This is a genomic window from Dyella sp. AD56, from assembly GCF_002878475.1.
GTDB lineage: Bacteria > Pseudomonadota > Gammaproteobacteria > Xanthomonadales > Rhodanobacteraceae > Dyella.
The window spans coordinates 45,500-68,808 of the sequence record NZ_NRDP01000004.1; the positions used below are offsets into that span (position 1 = coordinate 45,500).

At 63.2% G+C, this 23,309-nt stretch carries 18 protein-coding genes; 10 read left to right on the top strand and 8 right to left on the bottom strand.

The window, feature by feature from the left end; genetic code table 11:
* Positions 1-133 precede the first annotated feature (133 nt).
* From rpe to DyAD56_RS03670, 3 genes are all read right to left on the bottom strand, one after another.
* Positions 134-814, bottom strand: a complete 681-nt coding sequence (gene rpe, locus DyAD56_RS03660; RefSeq protein ID WP_102301391.1) for a ribulose-phosphate 3-epimerase — start codon at positions 812-814, stop codon at positions 134-136.
* Positions 815-913: 99 nt separating this feature from the next.
* Positions 914-1,726, bottom strand: a complete 813-nt coding sequence (gene djlA / locus DyAD56_RS03665; RefSeq protein ID WP_102301392.1) for a co-chaperone DjlA — start codon at positions 1,724-1,726, stop codon at positions 914-916.
* The gene (locus tag DyAD56_RS03670) at positions 1,723-2,079 is read right to left on the bottom strand and encodes a c-type cytochrome (protein ID WP_102301393.1); all 357 of its coding nucleotides are present in this window, start codon (positions 2,077-2,079) and stop codon (positions 1,723-1,725) included. The genes djlA and DyAD56_RS03670 overlap by 4 nt, the downstream gene beginning before the upstream one ends.
* A gap of 196 nt (positions 2,080-2,275) precedes the next feature.
* On the opposite strand from DyAD56_RS03670, the gene DyAD56_RS03675 reads away from it, so the two are divergent.
* From DyAD56_RS03675 to DyAD56_RS03690, 4 genes are all read left to right on the top strand, one after another.
* Positions 2,276-3,172: a phosphoribosylaminoimidazolesuccinocarboxamide synthase gene (locus tag DyAD56_RS03675; RefSeq protein WP_102301394.1), complete on the top strand. Its 897-nt coding sequence runs from the start codon at positions 2,276-2,278 to the stop codon at positions 3,170-3,172.
* Positions 3,173-3,176: 4 nt separating this feature from the next.
* Positions 3,177-3,509: a multidrug efflux SMR transporter gene (locus DyAD56_RS03680; RefSeq protein ID WP_102301395.1), complete on the top strand. Its 333-nt coding sequence runs from the start codon at positions 3,177-3,179 to the stop codon at positions 3,507-3,509.
* Entirely contained in the window at positions 3,509-3,985 is a 477-nt protein-coding gene (locus DyAD56_RS03685) for a DUF962 domain-containing protein (protein WP_233202271.1), read from the top strand. The genes DyAD56_RS03680 and DyAD56_RS03685 overlap by 1 nt, the downstream gene beginning before the upstream one ends.
* A gap of 182 nt (positions 3,986-4,167) precedes the next feature.
* Positions 4,168-4,575: a hypothetical protein gene (locus tag DyAD56_RS03690; RefSeq protein WP_102301396.1), complete on the top strand. Its 408-nt coding sequence runs from the start codon at positions 4,168-4,170 to the stop codon at positions 4,573-4,575.
* A gap of 31 nt (positions 4,576-4,606) precedes the next feature.
* Here the strand turns inward: DyAD56_RS03690 and DyAD56_RS03695 are convergent, their stop codons facing one another.
* Together DyAD56_RS03695 and DyAD56_RS03700 are read right to left on the bottom strand one after the other, a co-directional pair.
* Positions 4,607-6,844, bottom strand: a complete 2,238-nt coding sequence (locus DyAD56_RS03695) for a beta-agarase (protein ID WP_102301397.1) — start codon at positions 6,842-6,844, stop codon at positions 4,607-4,609.
* 88 nt (positions 6,845-6,932) lie between these two features.
* Positions 6,933-8,264 carry an amino acid permease gene (locus tag DyAD56_RS03700; protein ID WP_102301398.1) on the bottom strand — a complete coding sequence of 444 codons (1,332 nt, stop codon included), beginning with the start codon at positions 8,262-8,264 and terminating at the stop codon, positions 6,933-6,935.
* Positions 8,265-8,556: 292 nt separating this feature from the next.
* Here DyAD56_RS03700 and DyAD56_RS03705 point away from each other — a divergent pair, with 292 nt between their 5' ends.
* The 6 genes from DyAD56_RS03705 (at position 8,557) to DyAD56_RS03730 (ending at position 18,633) form a co-directional block, all read left to right on the top strand.
* Positions 8,557-9,882 carry a flavohemoglobin expression-modulating QEGLA motif protein gene (locus DyAD56_RS03705; protein ID WP_102301399.1) on the top strand — a complete coding sequence of 442 codons (1,326 nt, stop codon included), beginning with the start codon at positions 8,557-8,559 and terminating at the stop codon, positions 9,880-9,882.
* Between the two features lie 139 nt (positions 9,883-10,021).
* Positions 10,022-11,125 (top strand): DNA polymerase IV, encoded by a 1,104-nt coding sequence (gene dinB / locus DyAD56_RS03710; RefSeq protein WP_102301400.1) that lies wholly within the window; start codon positions 10,022-10,024, stop codon positions 11,123-11,125.
* Between the two features lie 169 nt (positions 11,126-11,294).
* Complete coding sequence (locus tag DyAD56_RS03715; RefSeq protein WP_102301401.1) at positions 11,295-14,195, top strand: TonB-dependent receptor; 2,901 nt, start codon at positions 11,295-11,297, stop codon at positions 14,193-14,195.
* Positions 14,196-14,256: 61 nt separating this feature from the next.
* The gene (locus DyAD56_RS03720; RefSeq protein ID WP_102301402.1) at positions 14,257-16,128 is read left to right on the top strand and encodes a sulfotransferase; all 1,872 of its coding nucleotides are present in this window, start codon (positions 14,257-14,259) and stop codon (positions 16,126-16,128) included.
* A gap of 59 nt (positions 16,129-16,187) precedes the next feature.
* Positions 16,188-16,856 (top strand): hypothetical protein, encoded by a 669-nt coding sequence (locus DyAD56_RS03725; protein ID WP_146010431.1) that lies wholly within the window; start codon positions 16,188-16,190, stop codon positions 16,854-16,856.
* Between the two features lie 745 nt (positions 16,857-17,601).
* Positions 17,602-18,633 (top strand): hypothetical protein, encoded by a 1,032-nt coding sequence (locus DyAD56_RS03730; RefSeq protein WP_102301404.1) that lies wholly within the window; start codon positions 17,602-17,604, stop codon positions 18,631-18,633.
* A 60-nt stretch (positions 18,634-18,693) separates the two neighbouring features.
* Here DyAD56_RS03730 and lpdA read toward each other — a convergent pair whose 3' ends face one another.
* From lpdA to DyAD56_RS03745, 3 genes are all read right to left on the bottom strand, one after another.
* Positions 18,694-20,466, bottom strand: a complete 1,773-nt coding sequence (gene lpdA / locus DyAD56_RS03735; protein ID WP_102301405.1) for a dihydrolipoyl dehydrogenase — start codon at positions 20,464-20,466, stop codon at positions 18,694-18,696.
* Positions 20,467-20,559: 93 nt separating this feature from the next.
* A complete protein-coding gene (aceF, locus tag DyAD56_RS03740) occupies positions 20,560-22,236 on the bottom strand; it encodes a dihydrolipoyllysine-residue acetyltransferase (RefSeq protein ID WP_102301406.1) in 1,677 nt (558 codons plus the stop codon).
* A 220-nt stretch (positions 22,237-22,456) separates the two neighbouring features.
* Positions 22,457-23,290, bottom strand: a complete 834-nt coding sequence (locus DyAD56_RS03745) for a mechanosensitive ion channel domain-containing protein (protein ID WP_102301407.1) — start codon at positions 23,288-23,290, stop codon at positions 22,457-22,459.
* Positions 23,291-23,309: the final 19 nt, after the last annotated feature.

Sequence of the window (23,309 nt, forward strand, 5' to 3'; positions counted from 1 at the left end):
ATCCCGGTCTGAGTTCCTGACGGTCGATGGTTCTTGCCGTGGATCACCGGCCGTCGTGTGGTCTCCTCACACGTCGTTCCGACGAAACTTATCCCGGTGCCCTCGCGCCGGGATTTTCTTTTCTAGGGCTCTCTCAGCCGCGCACTGCGGCCAATTCTTTGTGCATCGCCTCGATCACGGCCTGGTAGTCCGGCGCGTTGAAGATGGCGGAGCCGGCCACGAAGGTGTCCGCGCCGGCGGCGGAGATCGCGCCGATATTTGCGGCCGTGACACCACCGTCGATCTCCAGGCGGATCGGGCGACCGCTCTCATCGATGCGGCGACGCACTTCGCGCAGCTTGTCCAGGGCGGACGGAATGAACTTCTGCCCGCCGAAGCCGGGATTCACCGACATCAGCAAGATCAGGTCGAGCTTGTCCATCACGTAGTCGAGCCAGGAAAGCGGCGTGGCCGGATTGAACACCAGACCGGCCTGGCAGCCCGAGTCCTTGATCAGGCCAATGGTGCGGTCCACGTGCTCGCTGGCCTCCGGGTGGAAGCTGATCACGCTGGCGCCAGCTTTGGCGAAGTCCGGCACGATGCGATCCACTGGCTTCACCATCAGGTGCACGTCGATTGGCGCTGTGATGCCGTAGTCGCGTAGCGCCTTGAGCACCATCGGGCCCATGGTGAGATTGGGCACGTAATGGTTATCCATCACGTCGAAATGCACCCAGTCCGCGCCGGCAGCCAATGCCTTGGCGGTGTCCTCGCCCAGGCGCGCGAAATCAGCGGAGAGGATGGACGGGGCGATGACGTTGGATTGCTTGCTCATGTTCGTTCTTCCTATAGGAGCGCGCCGACATGCGCGATCCGGGGTTTCAAGGCGGCTGCAGTGGCGCACAGGGTGCGCTCCCACACGTGGACGCCCGGTTTACTTGAAGCCGCGTTCCGTCTTGATGCGCTCGTAGGCAGCATTGATCTCGCTGGCGCGCGACTCGGCCTGCTTGCGCATGGTCTCTGGCAGGTCACCCAGGCGATCGGGATGGTGTTCGGAAATGAGCTTGCGATAGGCGCGCTTTACAGCGCGATCGTCCACGTCGCGGGAAATGCCCAGCACGGTGTACGGGTCCGGCCCCTGCGTGTTGCGTTGGGGCGGCACGTAGCTGCCACCGTTGCCGCGCGAGCCGTAACCGCGCGAACCGCCGCCAGTGGCGTTCCAGGCGTAGCCCTTCATCGCCATCAGCGCCATCAACTCCATGTCGCTCACACGCAACGCGAAGGCGAGCTGGCGCAGAATGGCCATTTTCTCCGGTGGCGGATTGCCTTCGGCCAAGACCGTGACGATCACCACGTCGAGTACGGGGAAGGCGTGATCGCGGCGCAGGCCCACCCAGCGGCGCAATTGCTCGATGGCCGGGGTGACGTCGAACTCCGGCTGCTTGCCCGCGTTGAAGGCCGCGATGGCATGCTTGCGCTGATCCTGCTCCAGGCCCATGCGCTGCATGAGGCTTTCGGTGACGGCAATTTCCGCCTCCGACACGCGGCCATCGGACTTGGCCACGGCGCCCAACAGAGCGAACAGCGGGCTGATGTAACCGCCCGCTTCGGGCGTGGCGCGACGGCGCTGGCCCTGGCGCAAGCTGTCAATGATGAAACCGGTGATGCCGCCGACGACGGCACCGGGCAATCCGTGGCCGAAAATCAGCCCAAGCAGGGCGAGCCAGATGGTCCAGGTGAAATTCATGGGTTGCCTTGGTTGGACGGCATGGCCGGCGTCTGCGCGCTGTACCAGCGTGCCAGTTCATCGAGGTCGGCGTCGCTCATGGGGCCGATTGCGGCGCGCATCAGCGGCACGTTGCGGCGACCGTCCCGGTATTGCTTGAGCGCTTCGCGCAAGTAGTCCAGCTTTTGCCCCGCGAGATTGGGGGCGCCGGGAATCTGCGCCATGCCGGTTTCGCCGTGGCAAGCCGCGCATAGGCCCAGCCGTGCGGGTTTGGGCTGAGGTGCAGCATGGGCCGACGCCAGCACGCCCCACGCCAGCGAGGCAGCGGCAAGGCTCCGGACAAACGATGCGCGGTGATGGCGCGGCTGGACCATGACAAAGACACCGGGCTCAAAAAGCGCCGATTCTAGCAGCCGCCGAAAGGCCCGCCCGGATATGTCCCATCGGGCCCACGCCTCGCGCCCAGGCCGCACCGGCTACAATTGCCCGCTTGATCGCCGGCCTGTTCCGGGCCGTCTTCCCCGTTTTCCCGTCCTGCCGCGCAGGCCGGCCACCCAGGAGCGAAAGACCGTGCCCACCACCTTGCTGCAATCGAACCTCCCGGGCCTGGACCTGATCCACCGTGGCAAGGTGCGCGACGTCTACGCGCTGCCGGAAAACCGCCTGCTGATCGTGGCCAGCGACCGCCTTTCGGCGTTCGACGTGGTGTTGCCCGACCCGATTCCGGGCAAGGGCGAAATGCTCACGCAGATCTCCAATTTCTGGTTCGACAAGACCGCACACCTTGTGCCTAACCACCTGCTCGATGTGCCGCTGGCCGACGTGCTGCCCGCCGGCACCGACCTGAAGCTGTATGAGAAACGCGCCGTGGTCACACGCCGCCTGAAGCCGGTGCCGGTGGAAGCGATTGCGCGCGGTTACATCATCGGTTCGGGCTGGAAGGACTATCAGGCCACCGGCTCGCTGTGCGGCATCAAGCTTCCGACGGGCCTCAAGCAGGCTCAGCAATTGCCGGCGCCGATCTTCACGCCGTCGACCAAGGCCGCCGTGGGTGACCACGACGAGAACGTGAGCTTCGACGCCGTCGTGGCCGCTGTGGGGCCCGAGCTCGCCGAGCAGGTGCGCGAGGCCACTTTGTCCATCTATAAGTGGGCGGCGGCGTACGCGGCCGAGCGCGGCATCATCATTGCCGATACCAAGTTCGAGTTCGGCACCGACGAGAACGGCAAGCTCTACGTGATGGACGAGATGCTCACGCCCGACTCCTCGCGCTTCTGGCCGGCCGACTCCTATCAGGTGGGCATCAGCCCGCCGAGCTACGACAAGCAGTTCGTACGCGACTACCTGGAAACGCTGGACTGGAACAAGAAGGCGCCCGGCCCGAATGTGCCCGCCAATGTGATCGCAGCCACCGCCGGCAAGTACGCTGAAGCGCTGCAGCGTCTGGCCGACATCACGCTGGACTGATCCCGTGAAGGCCTGGCTGCTGCTTGGCACTGCCATCCTTGCCGAAGTCATCGCCACCAGCGCGCTGAAAGCCTCCGATGGCTTCAGCCGCTGGTTGCCGAGCATTGCCGTGGTGATCGGTTACGGCATCGCGTTTTACTGTCTTAGCCTCACTCTTCGCCACATTCCCATCGGTATCGCCTACGCGGTATGGTCGGGCGTCGGCACCGCGCTGATCGCATTGATCGGCGTGGTGGCCTACCAGCAGAAGTTGGACCTGCCTGCGATGCTGGGCATCGGCCTGATCGTGGCCGGCGTACTGGTCCTCAACCTTTTCTCGAAAAGTGGCGCGCACTGATGGCATCGACCGGATCGACGCAAGGCATGCAAGGCTGGCTCGACAGCTACAGCAGTGACCACCAGCACCCGACCAACCGCGTGCTGCACTGGGTCTGCGTGCCGCTGATCGTGTGGTGCGCCATCGCCATGATGTGGACCATCCCGGTGCCATCGATGGTCGGCCGCCCCGGGTTCTGGTCGGTATGTGCGCTGGTGCTTGCGTTCACTTGGTATTGGAAGCAATCGCACCGTCTTGCTGCCGCGTTGCTCGTTGCGCTGGTGCTGTTGTGCGTGCTGACCGAATTCGCCTATCGCGCGCTGGGGCCGCATACGCTGTTGCTCACCGCTATCGGGGTTTTCGTGGTGGCATGGGTCGGGCAGTTCATCGGCCATGTCATCGAAGGTCGGCGACCGAGCTTCCTGACCGACCTGGCGTACCTGCTGGTAGGGCCGGCGTGGCTGATGGACAAGCTGCTGCGCCGCGCGGGAATCTAATCGCCTCACCCACTCGTCATTCCGGCGCAGGCCGGAATCCAGTGGCGTCAGCGTTCGATTTTTGCCATGTAATCTCGCGACCGTCGCCAAACACTATCGATTGACCACGCGACAATCCAACACCGTCGCCACTGGATTCCGGCCTGCGCCGGAATGACGAGCAAACATAGGAACATTGTCTAATGACCACCCTGCTCACTCTCGTCAGCACCCTACTCTGGTGGGTGCTCTACAGCAGCATCGGCGCGCTGTTCTTCGCAATCATTGCGTGGTCGGTGTTGCGTTGGGCTGAGCGCTGCCCCGTAGTGTTCAACCGGACCTACTTTGCCTGCCTTGTATGGAACCTCATCGGGCTGCTGCTCGTCGCCGGTGTCGCCATGCACGAGGGACACACGAAACCGCCGTATGCGCCACTGCTGGCTTCGCCGCTGCTGCGTGGTGCGCTGGTGGTGGACATGGTGGTCGGCGCATTCGTGCTGTGGCGGCTGATTCCGCGCCTCGACGCGCGCCGCATCCGCCCTGCCAGCGCGTGCATGGCGGTGGCGGCGGTGATGGCCGTGGCGTTTGGCGCGGCGACCAGCTTGGCCTGACCGCACGCTTTATTGCCGGAGCCCGCTTCGCTCAATAGCCGGTCTTGTGATTGGCTTCGCGCACCGCATCGATGAAGTGCGTAAACGGCCGATCAGTGATGGCGACCAAACCGATGTGCGCGTTCTCGCCGTCGATCAAACGCCCGGTCACGGGCTGATCGACATACTGGAACCAGTGAACACCGATGATGGCCGGGTTGGCCACCGCATCGGCCACGTAATGCGCATACGCTTCCCCGCGCTGCTGTTCGTTCCATACCGGCGCGACACCTTTGCCGAATGGGCCGCGATCGTCGGAACCGAAGTGGAATTCCGAGATCAGCGCAGGCTTGCCGAGCTTGGCAAAGGCCTCCGCATCGAACGCATGTTCGGGCACGTCGGCATAGCCATTGAAGCTCACTACGTCGCAGAACTGCGCGCATGAGGCGACCGCCTCTGGTGTGTTCACGGCGAAACGCCCGCCCAGGAACAGGTGATGCGGGTCATGTTTGTGGATCGCCTGCGCGACTGTGCGGAAATACTGATCCGCATACGTGCGCAGCCACGCACTGTAGTCATCGGCGATGGCCGGATGCGCGTCGTCCGGGTTGGGCGCGGCAAAGTTGGTGGCGTTGAGTGCTTCCCACGTGTCCAGCGTGATGCCCCATGCCGAAGCAAGCTTCGCCGGCGTGCCGTACTTTTTCTTCAGCTCGGCAATGAACGCCTGCTTGGCCGGGCTGCGCGCCTCGCCACGCAAGGTTCCCTGTGCCAGCCCCCAGCGGCCCTGCGGGCCTTGTCCCGCCCACGCCAGCTCGTTGTCGGCAAAATAGCCAAGCATCCACGGATCGTCGCGCACTTCCTTCGTCGCCTGCGCCGCGGCCGTATCGGCGGCCTGTGCGAAGCGGGGATCGAACGGATCGGGCATACGCCCCCAGTAGTCGTAGCCGCTGGACACATTGCCGAACGTGCCGGCGATGTTCACCGATCGCGTATACGCTTTGCGATGCATCTGGCTCAGCGCGTCATCGCTCCAATTACCCAGCGTGTTGAAGCCCCAGTGGTCAAGGCGCTCGATGGTGCGCGCACGCCATGCCTGCCGCCAGTGACGACCATCGGCAAGGAACAGATTGGCCGAGTAGTAGTCGAACCATTTGCCCTGATGGAACGCGATGCCGGTCGATGCCGTCTGGTCGCCAACGGATTTGCCTGTGGTGCCGTAGAACGGCGCCCAACGGCCGCTGTCGGGCGGCAAGTCCTTGAACATGAACTCGCGGCCTTCGATATACGTGCGACCGCCGTCGTCATCAACGACATTCACGCCCAGCGAGAAGAACGCGTGCCCTTCCGGCGTCACGAACTGCCAACGGCCGTTGCGCTGTTCGGTGCGGAACCAACCGGTGCCCTTGAACGCAGCAACATCGGTACGCCCACCATAGCGGTCGAAACCCTTATGTGCTGTCGCCGTTGCCAGTGCCGGTGCAGCAGGCGTCGCAGCGGCAGCCGTTGCGGCGCCCGCCTTGAGTTTGGGTTTGGGCTTGGGATGAGGCGTGCCACGCAAGGCATCGTCGGAATCCACTTTGCCCGCCCACTGGCCGCGCGTGTACTGGCCCCAGGCGTCGACGATGCCGGTGTAGGCGTCGCGCAGGTCGTGATCGCCACGCGAGGTGTCCAGCTTGCCGAACAGCAGGGTCTGCGCCGCCGTTGGCGCAGGCATGCTCAGGCGAACCGACTTCACGTGCGAGAGATCGAGCGAACCCTCCACCGTCGTCGCCACAAACAAGCGTTTGCCCCCCGACACATAAGGCATCGGCGGCCCGGCCTGCATGCCCATCGCACGCGGCGAGGTGGCATGCAACGGAATCACCAGGGTCTGCGGCGGGCCGGCGGGAATGCCAACGGTGGCATGCAGATGTTCACTCGGCTTGGCGCCATCAATGTCGACGGTAAGCGTGACGGCCCAGGACATAGCGTTCTGCATGTCCACGCGCAGCGAACCTTCCTTCGACCAGTCACCCTTATCCAGCAGCACCGTCACCTGCGGCTGCGGCGATGGCTGGAACACGTAGCGCTGCAACGACATGTCGTCGACCGTGACGGGTTTGCCGTCGAGCGTCACGTGATCGAGCGTGGTCTGCGGCGTCGCGGGTGCCGGCGCAGTGCTGGCGCTGGATGCCGCAGCGGGCGCAGCAGCGGCCGCTCGACTGAGGTCGGCCCGATCGGTATCGCTGGCCTTATGGCAGCCCGCGAGGGCGAACAGGCAGGCAACAGCAAGGGGAGCGATCCGGTTCATCGGGGGCTCGACGCAAGGAAATGGCGGCAGTATGCCTGCGCCGTCTGAAGGCTACCTTGCTGGATCAAGGTCACACATGAACGCAATTTCATGCTGCTCTCCGCTGCCACGCACGCCACGCGTAATACACCGGCGCGCCCATCGCGATGAGCAGCAAGCTCATGCCGGCGTCACCCGGCGAATGGATGGATGTGACCACGATGACACCCAGCACAGTCCCGACAAACAGTATCGGCAACAACGGGTATAGCGGCACGCGATAAGGCGACGGCTCGTCGCGGAAACGTCGGCGATACCAGAACAACGTGGCGATGCCGAACGCGTGCGATAGCCACTCACCCACCGTGGTGTAGTCGACCAGTTGACCGAAGCTGCCGGAGAGCACCAGCACGATGGCCCAGCCACCCAGCACCGCCAGCGCCACGCGCGGCGCGTGCGAGCGCGCATGGATGCGGCCCACGGCGCTGAACAGCATGCCGTCCGCGCCCATGGTCTGCAGCACGCGGGCACCACCGGCGATGGCGATGCTGCAGTAGCCGAAGGTGGAACAGGCAATGCCCACGGCAATGAGCGTGGCGCCGCCTTGGCCGAACAGGTGGCGCATCAGGTCGGCGGCCGGCGCCTGACTCGCGGCCAGCCCTGCATGCCCCAGGCCCGCGAGGTAGGCAAAGTTCACCAGCACGTAGCACACCACTACGCCGCCCAAACCCAGGCCAAGCGCGCGGGGCAAGGTGCGCTGCGGGTCGCGTACTTCGCCAGCGAGATCGTTGAGGTAGTGGAAACCACCGTAGGTGAAGAGCACCGGCAGCAACGCGCCAAGGATCGCACTGGACGGCATGACGTGCGTGGTGTCGGTCGCCAGCACTTGGCCGAACTGCCCATGGGCGAGGATCACGCCGACCACCACGACCAACGCAATCGCCGACAGCTTGAGCAGAGTGAACAGGTTGAGCATGCGCGAACCGGCGCGGATGCCGAAGAAGTTGACGCCCACGATAAAGGCAATGGCGCCCGCCGCCACCGGCTTGACCCACAGCGTTGGAGACAACCCGATCGCCGTGCAGAAGTAATCGGCGAAGGTGGTCGCCACCGCCGCCACGCTGCCGGGATAGTTGATCAGCGCCATGGTCCAGCCGAACAGGAAGGCCGGAAGCTGCCCAAAGGCTTCGCGCAGATAGATGTAGACGCCGCCCGCCTGCGGCCTGCGCGCCCCAAGCTCCGCGTAGCAGAGCACACCCGCCAACGTTAGCAGGCCACCCACGGCCCAGAGCGTCAGCAGCTGCGCGCCGGACGACGTGCGCTCGGCCACCGTCGAGGCGCTGCGGAAAATGCCCGCGCCGATCACGCCACCGATCACGATGGCCGCCGCATCCCAGGTGCCCAGGCGACGCACGTACGAAGTAGATGTCTCAGCGGTCATGGGGCGGCGCAGGGTCCTGCACGATGGATGGAGCACCGAAGATAGCGGACTGCGCCACGATGTACGACTGACGCCTTGCCTAGACGGCCCGGCTCCCGGTGGGCACGACTTGACCGTCCGCCCTTGAGCCCCACAGCACCCATGGGTCACGCGGACGACAATCCACACGACGATTTCTCATCGCGACCAGTAGTTTTTCGCTTCCGACCAGGCCCGAACGGCACGATAGTCCCGACTTGCGTCACTCACGCGATCCCCTGCGCATCCCCACTGATGATCGTTCGGAGGCACCATGAGCACCGTCGCAAGCGTCGCCCGTCCCGAGGACGACAAAATCCTCGCCCCCCTGCTTGAATGCGACCGCGCACTGGTCGCCGTCGGCAAGAAAATCCGCGTACTGAAGGCCATCGACTGGCCGCAGTCGATGGAGGCGGCGTTTATGGCCTCCTACGAGAAGGGTCGCCCCGAGCTGCCGCAACCGTCCGTCCGTCACCCCGACCTCACCGCCGAGATGGGCACGCTGAAGGCCATCATGGCCAAGCTGGACCGTGGCCACCCCATCGGCGACTGGCTGTTCAAGACGGCGTGGAGCTACCTCACTGCGGCACAGATGCTGATGAGCATTGGCACGGAGGCTTTCACGCGCTGCTCGACGGCGCTGTACGGCCGCCCGGACACGATCTATCCCGGGCAAACATCCAACGCGGTCGATGCGGCCAACGACCTGCTCACCATCAGTGACGACCTGATCAGTCGCGAAGGCATACCTCACGTGCCGGCGGACATCCCCGCTGAGGAATTTGCCCAGCGTTTACGCGAGCGACTGGGCCCGTTCTTCGACAAGGACAAAGTGGAAGTCGTGCTCGATCCGGACCTGCCGTCGAAGGCAACGGCGGGAAGCAAGAGCATCAATCTTCGCTCGAGTGCGCTGTTCTCCGCGCTGGATCTTGAACAACTCACCGAGCACGAAGCCTTTGTGCACACGGCGACCCTGCTCAACGGCAAGCATCAGCCGTACTTCAAGACACTGGGTCTGGGCGCGCCGCGCACCACCCGCGCACAGGAAGGGTTGGCCACGTTCTCGGAAATCATCACGGGCGCCATCGATCTCAACCGGCTTCGCCGCATCGCGCTGCGTGTTGTTGCCGTCAAGAACGCGCTGGATGGCGCCGATTTCATCGAGGTGTTCCGCGGCTTTCTGGACGCGGGCCAGTCGCCGGTGGAAAGCTATCAAAGCGCGGCGCGTATCTTCCGTGGTGGCGATCCGCGCGGCCGCATCTGCTTCACCAAGGACGGCGCCTACCTGGAAGGCGTCATGGTCATCTACGTGTTCATCCGCAAGGTGCTGCAAGCCGGCCATGTGGAAATGCTGCCGCTGCTGTTCGCGGGACGCGTGACCACGACCGATGTCATCACGCTCAGCCCCTATCTGCAGGACGGCCTGATCGCGCACGCGGTCTACGTGCCACCGTGGGCGCGCAACCCGCAGCGCATCCTGTCGCTGATGGCATTCTTCACCGCTGCGCAGCGCTTCCGGCTGGATACCTTTGACCTCAATACCTTCGTCGAGCTGGACGAACAGCGCGTCGATGAGAGCCTGCATACGCCGTGGCAATGAGGAAGCCATAGCCGCGCGGCGTGTGCCAGGTTCGGGTGGCAGCGCACGACAGGGCACGCAAGCGCGATGACGCAACGCCACGCGCCAACCGGCGCGTTTCGTGTTTGACTGTGCAACCCCATCCGTCTCGTCGTCCGTTGTGCCGCCCCAATCCCGCAAGATCATCCATGTCGATATGGACGCGTTCTACGCGTCCGTGGAACAGCGCGACGATCCGTCGCTGCGCGGCAAGCCCGTGGTGGTGGCGTGGCGTGGCGCGCGCTCGGTGGTCTGCGCGGCGAGCTACGAAGCACGCACGTTCGGCGTGCGTTCGGCCATGCCGGCCGTGCGCGCGGAGCGGCTTTGCCCACAGGCGATCTTCGTGCCGCCCGATTTCGCACGTTACAAGGCCGTGTCCCGGCAAGTGCGCGAGATCTTCGCCCGCCATACCGATCTGATCGAGCCCTTGTCCCTGGATGAGGCGTACCTCGACGTCACCACCACGCACACCCACCTGCCCTCGGCTACGGCCACCGCGGAAGCCATCCGCGCGGCCATTCGCGAGGAAACCCAACTCACCGCCTCGGCAGGCGTCGCCCCGAACAAGTTCCTCGCGAAAATCGCGTCGGACTGGCGCAAACCCGACGGCCTGTTCGTGATACGGCCGCACCAGGTGGATGCCTTTCTCAAACCGCTGCCGGTCGGTCGTCTTCCAGGGGTCGGCAAGGTCATGGAAGCAAAACTGACCGAGCTGGGTATCGCTACGGTGGCTGACCTGAGAACCCATGGTGCGATGGAGCTCGAGCAACGCTTCGGCCGCTGGGGTGTGCGCCTGCATGAGTTGTCGCTGGGCATCGATGAGCACGCCGTGCAGCCGGATCGGCCGACGCTGCAGGTGTCGGCGGAAGACACGTTCGAAAGTGACCTGATGCTGGACGACATCGAGCCGCACATTCGACGGCTGGCGGAAAAAACCTGGGCCGCCCACCAATACGAGGCGACCGGTGCGCATGCGCGCATTGCACGCACGGTGGTGCTCAAGCTCAAGACGTCGGACTTCCATACATTGACTCGCAGTTTCACACCATCATCACGCCCCGAGTCAGCGCAGGAAGTTGCGGACATTGCTTGTGCGCTGCGTGATCGCGTGGAACGTCCCGCAGAGACGCGCTATCGACTGGTAGGCGTTGGGCTCGCCGGATTCGTCGAGGCCGAAAGCTTCGCTGCGCAGAGCGATCTGTTCGCCAAGCTTGGTTTCAAGTGAAACCACTTAAAAAGTGATCGACAACCGCAAGAATTGTTAAAGAGCCCTTGTCTCGATCTCAATTTCCTGAAAGAGTGGCTGCGGGGAACCCAAAAAGAGGTGCAACACCTATAGACGTCCAGGCGCCTATAGCGGGGATTCTTTTGCCTATGAATTCGGGGAGATATTCATGCAGTCCAACTACAATCGTCTATCAATAGCGGTACGTTTAGCGCTTTCTGTCGGTATCGCTTCGACGGCCGCCATGGCTCAGGCACAGGACGCCGCTACCAGCAAGGACGCATCGAATACGCAGAACGCGCAGAACACACAAGGCCAGAGCACCAGCACCACCGAACAACCGAAGCAGTCCAGCGCCAAGACCCTTACCGCCGTTTCCGTCACCGGCTCGCTGATTCGCCGTGTGGATGCCGAAACAGCCAGCCCGGTCGTGACCCTTGACCGCAATGCCATCACCAACAATGGCAGCCCCACCCTCGGCAACGTGATCCAGCAATTGCCCAGCGTCTCGGGTAACGCGACCAATACGCAGAACAACAGCAACGGCGGTGGTGTGGCCAGCCCAACGCTTGAAGGTGGCGACGGCGCGGCACGCGTGTCGCTGCGCGGCCTTGGCACCGAACGTACCCTGGTGCTGATCGACGGCCAGCGCCTGGCGAATGCCGACCTCAACATGATTCCGCAGAACATGGTCGAGCGCGTGGACGTGCTGGCCAATGGCGCTTCCACGGTTTACGGCTCCGACGCCGTGGGCGGCGTGGTGAACTTCATCCTGCGCAAGGATTACAAGGGCGCGGAGCTGAGCGTCAACGACGGCATCTCCTCGCATGGTGACGGCCAGCGCAAAGGTGCCCAGTTCACCGTCGGCGCCAGCGGCGACCAGGGCAACATCGTCGCCGGCATCGATTACAACAAGCAGGACCCGGTTGTCGCCACCCGCCGCAGCTTCTCCGCCCACCAGCTGTCACTGTATAGCTCGGGCCCACAGATCTCCGGCTCTCACACCGTGCCCACCGGCAAGTTCCAGCTGCCTGCAGGCAACCAGAACCTGCCAGCGGGCTGCAGCTCCGGCCTCCTCACGCTGGCCAGCGGCAACGGTAGCAGCCCTAGCGACTACCGCTGCTTCAATGGCGCCAGCGACGTCTACAACTACAACGCCTTCAACTACATCCAGACGCAATCCGAACGCACCAACGTCTTTGTGCTTGGCAACTACAAGATCAACGACTACGTGACGTTCTTCGGCGATGCGTTCTACAACCACACGCATTCATCCGGCCAGGATGCACCTGCACCGACCAGCGGCACCGACGGCTGGTCGGTGGCCGCCAACAATCCGAACAACCCGTTCAACGTGGCGTTCGGTGATCCGGCGGTGGCCGGCAACAACCTGATCAGCACCCGCCTTACCGGCGTGGGTAATCGCGTGCACACCTTCAGCACCGACAACGCCCAGGTCAACGCAGGCCTGCGTGGCAACTTCGGCCAGAGCAGCTGGATTTGGGACGCGAGCATCGACTACGGCCGCACGCATCGCGTACAGACCGACTACAACGAAGTGAACATCCCCGCCTTCCAGGCGGCGATCAATGCGGGCGCCAACGTCTTCGACCAGGCCGACCCCAGCGTAACGGCCCAGCTCAAGAAGGGCGTCAGCAATCCGATCTACGCCATGACCAACGTCATGAAGCAATTCCAGGCCAACGCCTCCGGCGAGCTCTGGGATCTCCCAGCGGGCGCCATGCAGTTGTCCACGGGCGTGCTGTATCGCAAGAACACGATGGATTACACCGTGACCAGCGATGCACTGCTCGACGTCCAGAAGGGCACCTGCGTCGTGCTGCAGGAAGCCTGCGGTTCGCCGGCCAGCGGCAACCAGACGGTGAAGGAGGTGTATGCCGAAACGCTGATTCCGCTGCTGAGCGAACAGCCCTGGGCCTACTCGCTGAACGTCGACCTTGGCCTGCGCTATTCGGATTACAACACCTCGGGCAACACCACCAACGGCAAGTTCGCGATCGAGTATCGCCCGATCGCTGACCTGCTCGTCCGTGGCACGGTTTCGCAAGTGTTCCGCGCACCGAACCTGGATGAACTGTACGACGGCCAGACCATCACCAACCCGACCGTCAATGATCCCTGCTACGGGCTGTCGGCGGCGCAGCTGCAGCAGCACGCAACGGCATGCCAGTTCATGCCGCCGAACACCAACTACACCAGCGTCCTCAACACTCAGATTGCCGGCCACTACTCGGGTGCGGTGCCGGTGGGCGCTACGTTGAAGCCGGAAAAGGGCAAGTCGTATGACGTCGGCTTCGTCTACTCGCCGAGCTGGCTGGAGGGTGCATCAACCACGGTCGACCTGTGGCGCATCACCCTGAAGGACATGCTGACCATCATCCAGGCGCAGACGGTGCTGAACCAGTGCTTCGCCGACAACGGTAGCCCGTACTGCTCCTACATCAACCGCTACGGCAACGGCACGTCGATCCCGGGTGGCATCAACTACGTCAACACGCCGTATGTGAATCTCGGCAACTTGAGCACCAGCGGCGTCGACTTCACGCTGAACTACGCCATTCCGCACTTCAACGTGGCTGGCGTGGATCCCGGCAACTTCAAGGCCTCGCTCAACACCACCTACATCGATACGTACAAGAACGACGCCACGCCGGGTGCACCGGGCGCGGCAACCATCAACTATGCGGGCACGTATACCCAGCAGTTCGGCAACATCAGCCGCTGGCGTGGCACGATGACGTTGAACTGGTCGCTCGGCAACTGGAGCGCCCAGTGGCAGAGTCGCTACATCGACCACCTGAAGAACCTCACGGCCTACGCCGATACCGGTGCATCCGTGGCAACACCGATGGGTGCCATCACGTACCACAACATCCAGGCTGGCTACGAATGGCCGACGCTCCACACGCGCTTCGACGTGGGCATCGACAACCTCACCGGCCGCATCCCGCCGCTGGTGTACCAGAACGGCCTGAACTACAACGTCGATACGGCAACGTATGACGTGATGGGCCGCTACTACTGGGCACGTGCCACCGTGAAGTTCTAAACGCTGGAAAAGCCTGTGGCCGCATCGAACGATGCGGCCACATGGCTGATAAGATCGAGCGATGATTACGCCTGCATCGTCTTCCAAAGCACTGGTCGAGAGCATGCTCGCCGCATACAACGCGGGCGACATGACCAACGTGCAGGCCATGGGCGAATCGGTTCGCGATCTCGCTTCCGCCGACGACATGGTTCTGCTTCTGCTAGGAGCGGCGCGCCAGGCAACAGGAAGCCCCGAAAGTGCAGTGGCTCTCTTTCGCCAACTCGTGCAGCGCAAGCCACACGTCTCCGAGTACTGGAATAACCTTGGCCTTGCCGCCAGGCAAGCGGGTGACTACGCGCTCGCCGAACAGGCACTTGACCGAGCCATCGAGCTTGCGCCATTGCAAGCCGAAGTGCATTACAACCTCGGTTTGTTGTATGCGCATCAGCAACGCTGGCTGACGGCACGCGAGACGCTGCTGCAAGCCGTGGGGCTGGCGCCGGACTTCATCGAAGCTCGATTGCAGGCGGCGTACGCCTGCCACTTCTGCGGCGACACGCGTGGCGCAGAGGTCATGCTCGACGGTGCCGATACGTGGCCACCACAGGCGGCCGATCAGGCGCTGATCCTTGCCACCATTCTTTCCAGCCTGGGCTACCAGGACACGGCGTTCCGCACGCTGGCCCAGGCGATCCTGCCTGAAGGGCCGGAACGGCCATCCATGGAAAGGCGCATCGTCGCCATGCGCGCCTCCATGTTTGAACGCAGCAACCAGATCGACGAAGCCTACGCCGAGTTGAGCCAGTTGCCGCTGGACGTCCTGACGTCTCTCTCACCTGGCGAGTGGGAGCTCCGCCACGCCGGCCTGCAGGTGCACGCGAACATCGCGTCCCGCCAGGGTCAGCTGGAGCAGGCGGCGACATGGTTCGAACAACTCCAGCACGAACGCAGCGATGTCCATCTGCAGGCGAATGCGGCCTTCAGCGTGGCCTCCATTCGCAACAAGCAAGGGCGCCACGCTGAAGCCTGGCATGCGCTGGACGCCGCGCACGCCGCCCAGCTGCGGTTCGCAAGCGACTTCGTGCCCGAGCTTCTGGCCGAAGGCAGCCAGCCGCTCGACATGGTGGAGCATGCCGTTGACCGGCGCGCCTACGATGGCTGGTCGGCGCTGCGCGCCCCTCGCAGCCAGGACAGTCCGGTATTCGTCGTCGGTTTTCCACGGTCGGGCACAACGTTGCTCGAACAGATGCTGGATGCGCACCCCGCCTTTCGGTCGATGGATGAGCGCGCATTCGTCTATGAGCTGATCAAGCGCATGCAACTGGCCGGCCAATCCTATCCGGCTGATCTGGCCTCGCTCACGCAGGCCAACACCGATCAGTTGCGGGACATCTACGCCGGTGTCGTCCGACGTGTCGTTCCGGATCTCGGCAGCCGCCAACTGGTCGACAAGAATCCGCTCAACATGCTGTGCCTGCCGATGATCATGCGGCTGTTCCCGGATGCCCGCATCATCATGTGCCTGCGCCATCCCTGTGACGTGCTCCTGAGTTGCTACATGCAGCCGTTCCGCTCGCCCGCCTTCATGGTGCTGTGCTCGTCACTGGAGCGACTGGCGCGAGGCTACGTGGACGCCTTCGAGCATTGGTTCCGCCACGTGGAAGTGTTCGCCCCTCGTGTGCTCGAGTGGCGTTACGAATCGGTGGTGTCGCGTTTCGACGAACATCTCGTACGGCTCGGCGAGTTCCTGCAGCTCGACGACAGTGCGCCCATGGCGCGCTTCGCCGAACATGCGCGCAGCAAGGGCTACATCAGCACGCCGAGCTATGCGCAGGTAACAGAGGGTATCCATCGCAAGGCGGTGGGCCGATGGCAGGCTTACCGCGATAAGTTCGAACCGGTTCTGCCGATACTCCGGCCGATGATGGAGCGGCTTGGCTACTCCGAATGACGCCCTGTGCGGCAACGCGCTGGCGCAAGGCACTTACCTATCCCATGGACGAAAACCCCATGCATTTTGAAGTCCCCAAAGTGAAGATGCATTCGCTGCGCGAATTCCTGCAGCACTACCTGATGATCGTGCTCAGCATCCTCACCGCGCTGGGCCTTGAACAGTGGATTGAGCATGCGCACCAGCGGCATGCCGCGGAGCATGCCAGCGCGCAGATCGATGCCGAGCTGACCAATACGCTGCACGATATCCAGGCCACCATCGACCTGGATGAGAAGAAGCTCGAGCCATTGGTCGCGCTGGATGCCGCCATCAACGAAGACGTGCGCAAGGGCTTGCCGGATGCGGAGATCAATAAACACATCCGCGAGCAGAGCAAAGGCTTCGCGCTCGCTATCAACTGGCCGGCCTTCAATAGCCAGGCATGGGATGTCGCAGTCGCCAACCAGTCGGCGACATGGATCGACGCGGAGCGCCTGCATCGTTATGCGGTCGCTTACGCTGCGTTGCGCGACGCAGCGAGCTGGACCACGCACAACGCCACTGTTGCGTTGAACGCACCACGCATGATCGATCTACAGACGCGCATCCGGCTGGGCAAGGATGTAGACCCAGTAGAGTTCCTCAGCGTGTCCCAGCAGATGATCATCAGCTCGAAGGGCACCATCGACTACCTGAAGGACGCATCTGCACCGATCAAGGCCGCGCTTGCATCCGCAGAAAAATGATCCGCCCAGGTAGCGGGCATCCTCAACGGCATCGCACCTCCATATAGCTGGTATCGCCTGGTGATGCTGAATGCGCCGCCCCAGGCGCACTGCACTTTCGCGACAGAACACCTGGCCGCAAGCCACCGTCGTCGACACATGATCCGTCTTGCCGTCGGCAGCATGTGCAGCACCGGAAGACTTCACGAGGCAATCACAACTTCGCCATGTCGTTCGGCGCGAAATGCAAATTGCATCACAGATATTTTCACCACATAGAAAGTGCCTATTTTCAAGCACTTTTTGAACACCCACGACAGCAATGAACGAGCCTTGCATTAGACCGTCGTGATGATGATTTTCACACTCGTGCTTTTTTGCGAGCACCCTTTCGCACGAGCTCGCGCGCAATGACGAAAGCGCGGACAGATTCTCTTTGTTCTCAAGGCCTCGCGTCGGTTTGATCGATGCAACGCTATCTGTCGCGTTCCTTACATCGAGCGACGTACTATTTTTCGATTTGCAAGTGCATGACGTATGGGTTACCAAACGCTGCAGAGTGCTTGGGGGTAGCGCTTTTTTCGGGCACTCGTGATCGAGATGTGATCGCTTCACCTTCTACCGTCCAGAAGGGGCCAATGAAACCGCAAGAGATTCGCTGCAACCCACCGGTTGCTGGCGTGTAGGTGAGTTGTTGTCTGTCATCGGCCGACGGAATCCTCCGCGGTCGAAAACCAATGACCAATTACGTTCCAGGGAGAATTCAATGCGTGCACAAACCAAGATCGCTCTTCTCGCCGGCCTGATCGCCGCCGCCTGTATTCCCGCCGTCGTATCCGCCCAGACTTCGAACCGGATCGGCACGCTGGTAGAACAGGCCCAGGGCAGCTGGCGCGAGAGCATGGCGCACATCGCCACGCCTTCGGAAGGCTGCTTTGAAGCCACGTATCCCAGCGTTATCTGGCATCAGTCCGCCTGTCACGAAGTTACGCCGCGTGTTGCGCCGGTGCCGCGTTTCAAGCTGTTCCACAACGGTGCCGCGCAGACCGCCGGCAACGGCAATGACTACACGATCCAGACCAGCAGCCTGATCACGCAAGCCGTGGGTAGCTTCCCGTCGGTGACGGGCGTGACGTCGGAGACCGGCGTTGGCGTTGCTGCGTATGGCGGCGGCGGCATCCTAGGCGCGAATGAGTACTCGCTGCAGATCAACTCCAGCTTCGACGACACCACGTCGGCCTGCAAGGGCCACTCCGGTTGCACCGTGTGGCAGCAGTTCGTCTATGCCCCGGACTACGAAGTACAGGGTTCGGCCGCGGTGTTCATGCAGTACTGGTTGATCGGCTACGGTGGTTCGAGCTGCCCGAGCGGTTTTGGCAGCGACGGAGCAGGCGACTGCTACAAGAACAGCGCTGCAGCCACCGCGCCGGACGTTGCAGCTACGGCGCTTGGCAACGTGAAGCTCACGGGCACCGTGACCAGCGGCGGCAATGACACCGTGGTGTTCACCAACGGCACCAAGGCTTACAGCTCCAGCGGCAAGGATAGCGTGCTGTATCTGGCCAAGGTGTGGGAAGTTGGCGAGTTCAACGTGGTCGGCAACGCTGGCGGCTCGGAAGCCCAGTTCAACAGCGGCTCGTCCATTACCGTGAAGCTGGCTGTGACGGATGGCTCCACTGCGGTGCCGTCGTGCGTGGCCAACTCGGGTTCCACGGGTGAGAGCAACAACCTGAACCTCGGCTCCTGTACCGCAACCGGTGGCTCGACGCCGTCTATCCAGTTCACCGAATCGAACTGATCGCGGCAAAAAAAGAGCCCGGGATTCCCGGGCTCTTTCTATCGTGTCACTGCCAGCCGATTACTTTTTCTTCTTCGGCATGTACAGGTCGGTGATGGTGCCTTCGTAAACCTCGGCCGCCATGCCTACCGATTCACCCAGCGTGGGATGCGGATGGATGGTGAGGCCAATGTCGGATGCTTCCGAGCCCATCTCGATCGCCAGGCAGATCTCGCTGATGAGGTCGCCCGCATGCGGGCCGACGATGGCGCCACCGACGATGCGGTGGGTTTCTTCGTCGAAGATCAGCTTGGTGAAGCCTTCGGTGCGGTCGATGCCAATGGCACGGCCGCTGGCCACCCACGGGAATTTGCCCACGCCGACCTTGAGGCCCTTCTCCTTCGCCTCGCGCTCGGTGACGCCCACCCATGCCACTTCCGGATCGGTGAAGGCGACGGACGGGATCACGCGTGCGTCGAAGTAGCTCTTCATGCCAGCGACGACTTCCGCCGCCACACGGGCCTCATGCGTGGCCTTGTGCGCCAGCATCGGCTGGCCCACCAGGTCACCGATGGCGTAGATGTGCTTCACGTTGGTGCGCATCTGCGTATCGACGTTGATGAAGCCACGGTCAGTGACGGCCACGCCGGCCTTGTCCGCACCGATCTTATTGCCGTTGGGCGAGCGGCCCACGGCGACCAGCACGCGGTCGAACACGCTGGTTTCCGGAATGCTCTCGCCTTCGTAGCTGACCTCGATGCCCTTCTTGGTGGCCTTGGCATCCACTACCTTGGTCTTGAGATGCACGCCCTTGAGCTTCTTGTTGAGGCGCTGCGCCAATGGCTTGATCAGATCGGCATCAGCACCCGGGATGATCTGGTCCATGAACTCGACCACAGTCACTTCGCTACCGAGCGCGGAGTACACAGTGGCCATTTCCAGGCCGATGATGCCGCCGCCAACGACGAGCAGCTTCTTGGGCACTTCCTTCAGCTCAAGCGCGCCGGTGGAATCCATGATGCGATCGTCATCCCACGGGAACGCCGGCAGCTTCACCGACTGTGAGCCCGCCGCGATGATGGCGTTCTCGAAGCGGATGAGCTTGGTGCCTTCGGCCGTCTGGACTTCCATTTCGTTCGGCGAAATGAAGGTGCCCACGCCCTGCACGGTGCGCACCTTGCGCTGCTTAGCCATGCTGGACAGGCCGCCGGTGAGCTTACCGACTACCTTGGTCTTGAAGTCGCGCAGCTTGTCGATGTCAATTTTCGGCGCGCCAAAGCTCACGCCGTGCGCGGCCATCGCTTCGGCCTCGTCAATCACGGCGGCGGCATGCAGCAGCGCCTTGGACGGAATGCAGCCCACGTTGAGACATACGCCGCCTAGCGAGGCGTAGCGCTCCACCAGCACGGTATCGACGTCGAGGTCGGCGGCGCGGAACGCGGCGGTGTAGCCGCCGGGACCGGAGCCGAGCACCACGAGTTTGCATTCGATATCGGGGGTGCGACCGGACACACCGGCCGCCTTCGGCGCAGCAGCGGCAACGGGTGCTGCGGCGGGAGCGGGAGCAGGTGCCGGAGCGGCGGCCTTGGGTGCATCGACCTTGGCGGCGCCATCAGCGACTTCCAGCACGGCGATCACCGCACCTTCGGACAATTCATCGCCTACTTTGACCTTGAGCTCTTTGATCACGCCGGCGGCACTCGACGGAATTTCCATCGTGGCCTTGTCCGATTCGAGCGTGATCAGGCTTTGTTCCTTGGCGACGGTATCGCCGACCTTCACCAGTACCTCGATCACCGGCACGTTGTCGTTACCGCCGATGTCGGGGACTTTGATTTCGATGGTGCTTGCCATGGGGAATCCTTTAGTTCTTTTCGCTACGCATGTGAGGGCGACGCAAGGCCGCCCCCTCACCCCAACCCTCTCCCGCGAGGGGAGAGGGAGCAATTACAGGAGCAGGCGGCGGATATCGCCGAGCTGCTGTGCGAGGTAGGAAGCGAAGCGCGCGGCGAGCGCGCCGTCGATCACGCGGTGGTCGTAGCTGAGCGACAGCGGCAGGATCAGGCGTGGCGCGAATTCCTTGCCGTTCCACACCGGCTTGGTGGCTGCCTTGGACACACCAAGGATGGCCACTTCCGGTGCATTGACGATCGGCGTGAACGCCGTACCGCCGATGCCGCCGAGCGAGGAGATGGAGAAGCAGCCGCCCGACATTTCCTTGGGGCCGAGCTTCTTGTCGCGCGCCTTCTTGGAAATCTCGCTCAGTTCTGCAGCGAGCTCCAGCAGACCCTTCTTGTCGCAGTCGCGGATCACCGGCACCACTAGGCCATCGGGCGTGTCCACCGCGATACCGATGTGGAAATACTTCTTGAGGATCAGCTTCTCGCCGGTTTCGTCCAGCGAGGCATTGAACTGCGGGAACTTCTTCAACGCCGCGACCACCGCCTTGATCTGGAACACCAGCGGGGTGACCTTGAGATCCTTGTTCTCTTCGCCAAGCTTCTTGCGGAAGGCTTCCAGCTCGGTGATGTCGGCGTCTTCGTGCTGGGTGATGTGCGGAATCATCGCCCAGTTACGCGCCAGGTTCGCGCCCGAAATCTTCTGGATGCGCGACAGCGCCTTCTCTTCGACCTCGCCGAACTTGCTGAAGTCGACCTTCGGCCACGGCAGCAGATTGAGACCACCGCCAGCAGCGACCGGCGCACCGGCCGGACGCGCGCCCGAGGCCAGCGCATGCTTCACGTAACCGGTGACGTCCTCGCGCTGGATACGACCACCGCGACCACTGCCCTTCACCTGACGGATGTCCACGCCCAGCTCGCGCGCGAAAGCGCGGATGGCCGGGCTGGCATACGGGGCGTCGCCCGGCATGACGATCTTGGAGTCGAATGGCGCGCGCGCCGTGGGCGCCACATCGCCTTCCGGCGCGTTACCCGGCAGCACGCTACGGCCGCCAACCGGCTCGGGCTTCTCTTCGACCGTGGGTGCTTCGACCCGGGCGGCAGCAGGCGCGGGAGCCGGCGCAGCGGCGGGTGCGCCACCGGCAGCTTCGACCAGCGCAATGAGGCTGCCCTCGGACAGCTCATCGCCGAGCTTGACCTTGATCTCTTTCACCACACCGGCGAACGGGGCCGGCACTTCCATCGTGGCCTTGTCCGATTCCAGCGTGATCAGGCCCTGGTCCTTGGCGATGGTGTCGCCCACCTTCACCAGAATTTCGATGACCGGCACGTTCTCGCTGCCGATATCCGGCACCTTCACTTCCTGCACGCCACCGCCGCCAGCGGCGACCGGTGCCTGAGCGGGAGCCGGCGCGGGGGCTGCCTTGGAGGGCGCCTCTGCCTTGGCCGGCGCAGCCTGCTTGGGAGCGGGCGCGGCCGCTTCGCCATCGGCCTCGATGATGGCGATAAGAGTGCCTTCGGACACCTCGTCACCCACCTTCAGCTTGATTTCCTTCACCGTGCCCGCGAACGGGGCCGGCACTTCCATGGTCGCCTTGTCCGACTCCAGCGTGACCAGGCCCTGCTCCTTGGCCACCTTGTCGCCGGGTTTTACCAGCACTTCGATCACCGGCACGTTCTCGCTGCCGATATCGGGGACGCGTGCTTCTTTAAGGTCGGCCATGGTTTCTCCTACGGATGGCGATGGCGAGCCGGCGGGGATGACGGCCGCATACATAAGGGGTTAATCATAGCGAACGAGACCCGGTTCCGGACGCTTTTGGATCGGTTGAAGGCACCATTCGCATACGTATGCACGACTTTTGTCTTAAGGTTTCGTACGGTCCATCGCGGGGTTGCGGAATGCGTCGCCCCATCCAGGGCTTCCGGTGCATTCCACTTGGTCAGGTGGTCTGCTCCGAGACGCGCCCCTGCACAACCGTCACTTGCCGCTGCGGGAACGGGATGCTGATGCCTTCGGCATCGAAACGCTCCTTCACTGCCCGCAGGAAATCGGTCTGGGCCGCCCAGGAGTCCGCGCAGCGGGTATGGGCCCGCATCACCAGCACCACCGCGCTATCGCCCAGGCTGTCCAGCCATACACCCGGCTCGGGATCGCGCAGGATGCGCTCATCGGCCGCAAACAGCTCGCGGATAAGCCCCATCGCCTTGCCGATATCGTCCTGGTAGCCGATGCCCACCTTCAGCTCGAAACGGCGCGTACCACGGCGGTTGAAATTGATGATGGCATCGGAGCCGATCTTGGCGTTCGGCACCACGGCCTCGCGGTTATCAGGCATCACCAGCAGCGTGTACATAAGGCTGATGCCCTCCACCGTGCCCTCCACGGCGCCGGCGCGGACGTAGTCCCCCACGCGCAGCGGGCGGAACAGGATCAGCAACACGCCCCACGCCAGATTGCTCAGTGTGCCCTGCAGGGCAAGGCCAATGGCCAGGCCACCTGCGCCCAGCGCCGCCACCAGCGGCGCCGATGGCACGCCAGCCTGTTGTAGCGCCATCACGATCAGCACCGCGACCAGCACGCCGTAGATCAGGTTGCGCAGAAAGCCGACAAGGGTTTCATCCAAGTTGGCGCGCTGCATGGCGCGACGCGCGATATTGGCTAGCCGCGCCGCCAGCCACAGGCCGATCAACAGCATCAACAGCGCAAGGCTGAGATTGATCAGCATGGTGATGGTGCGCTCGGAAAGCGGCAGGCGGGCCAGAAGCTGGTGCATGGATCACGGCTCTCTCGAA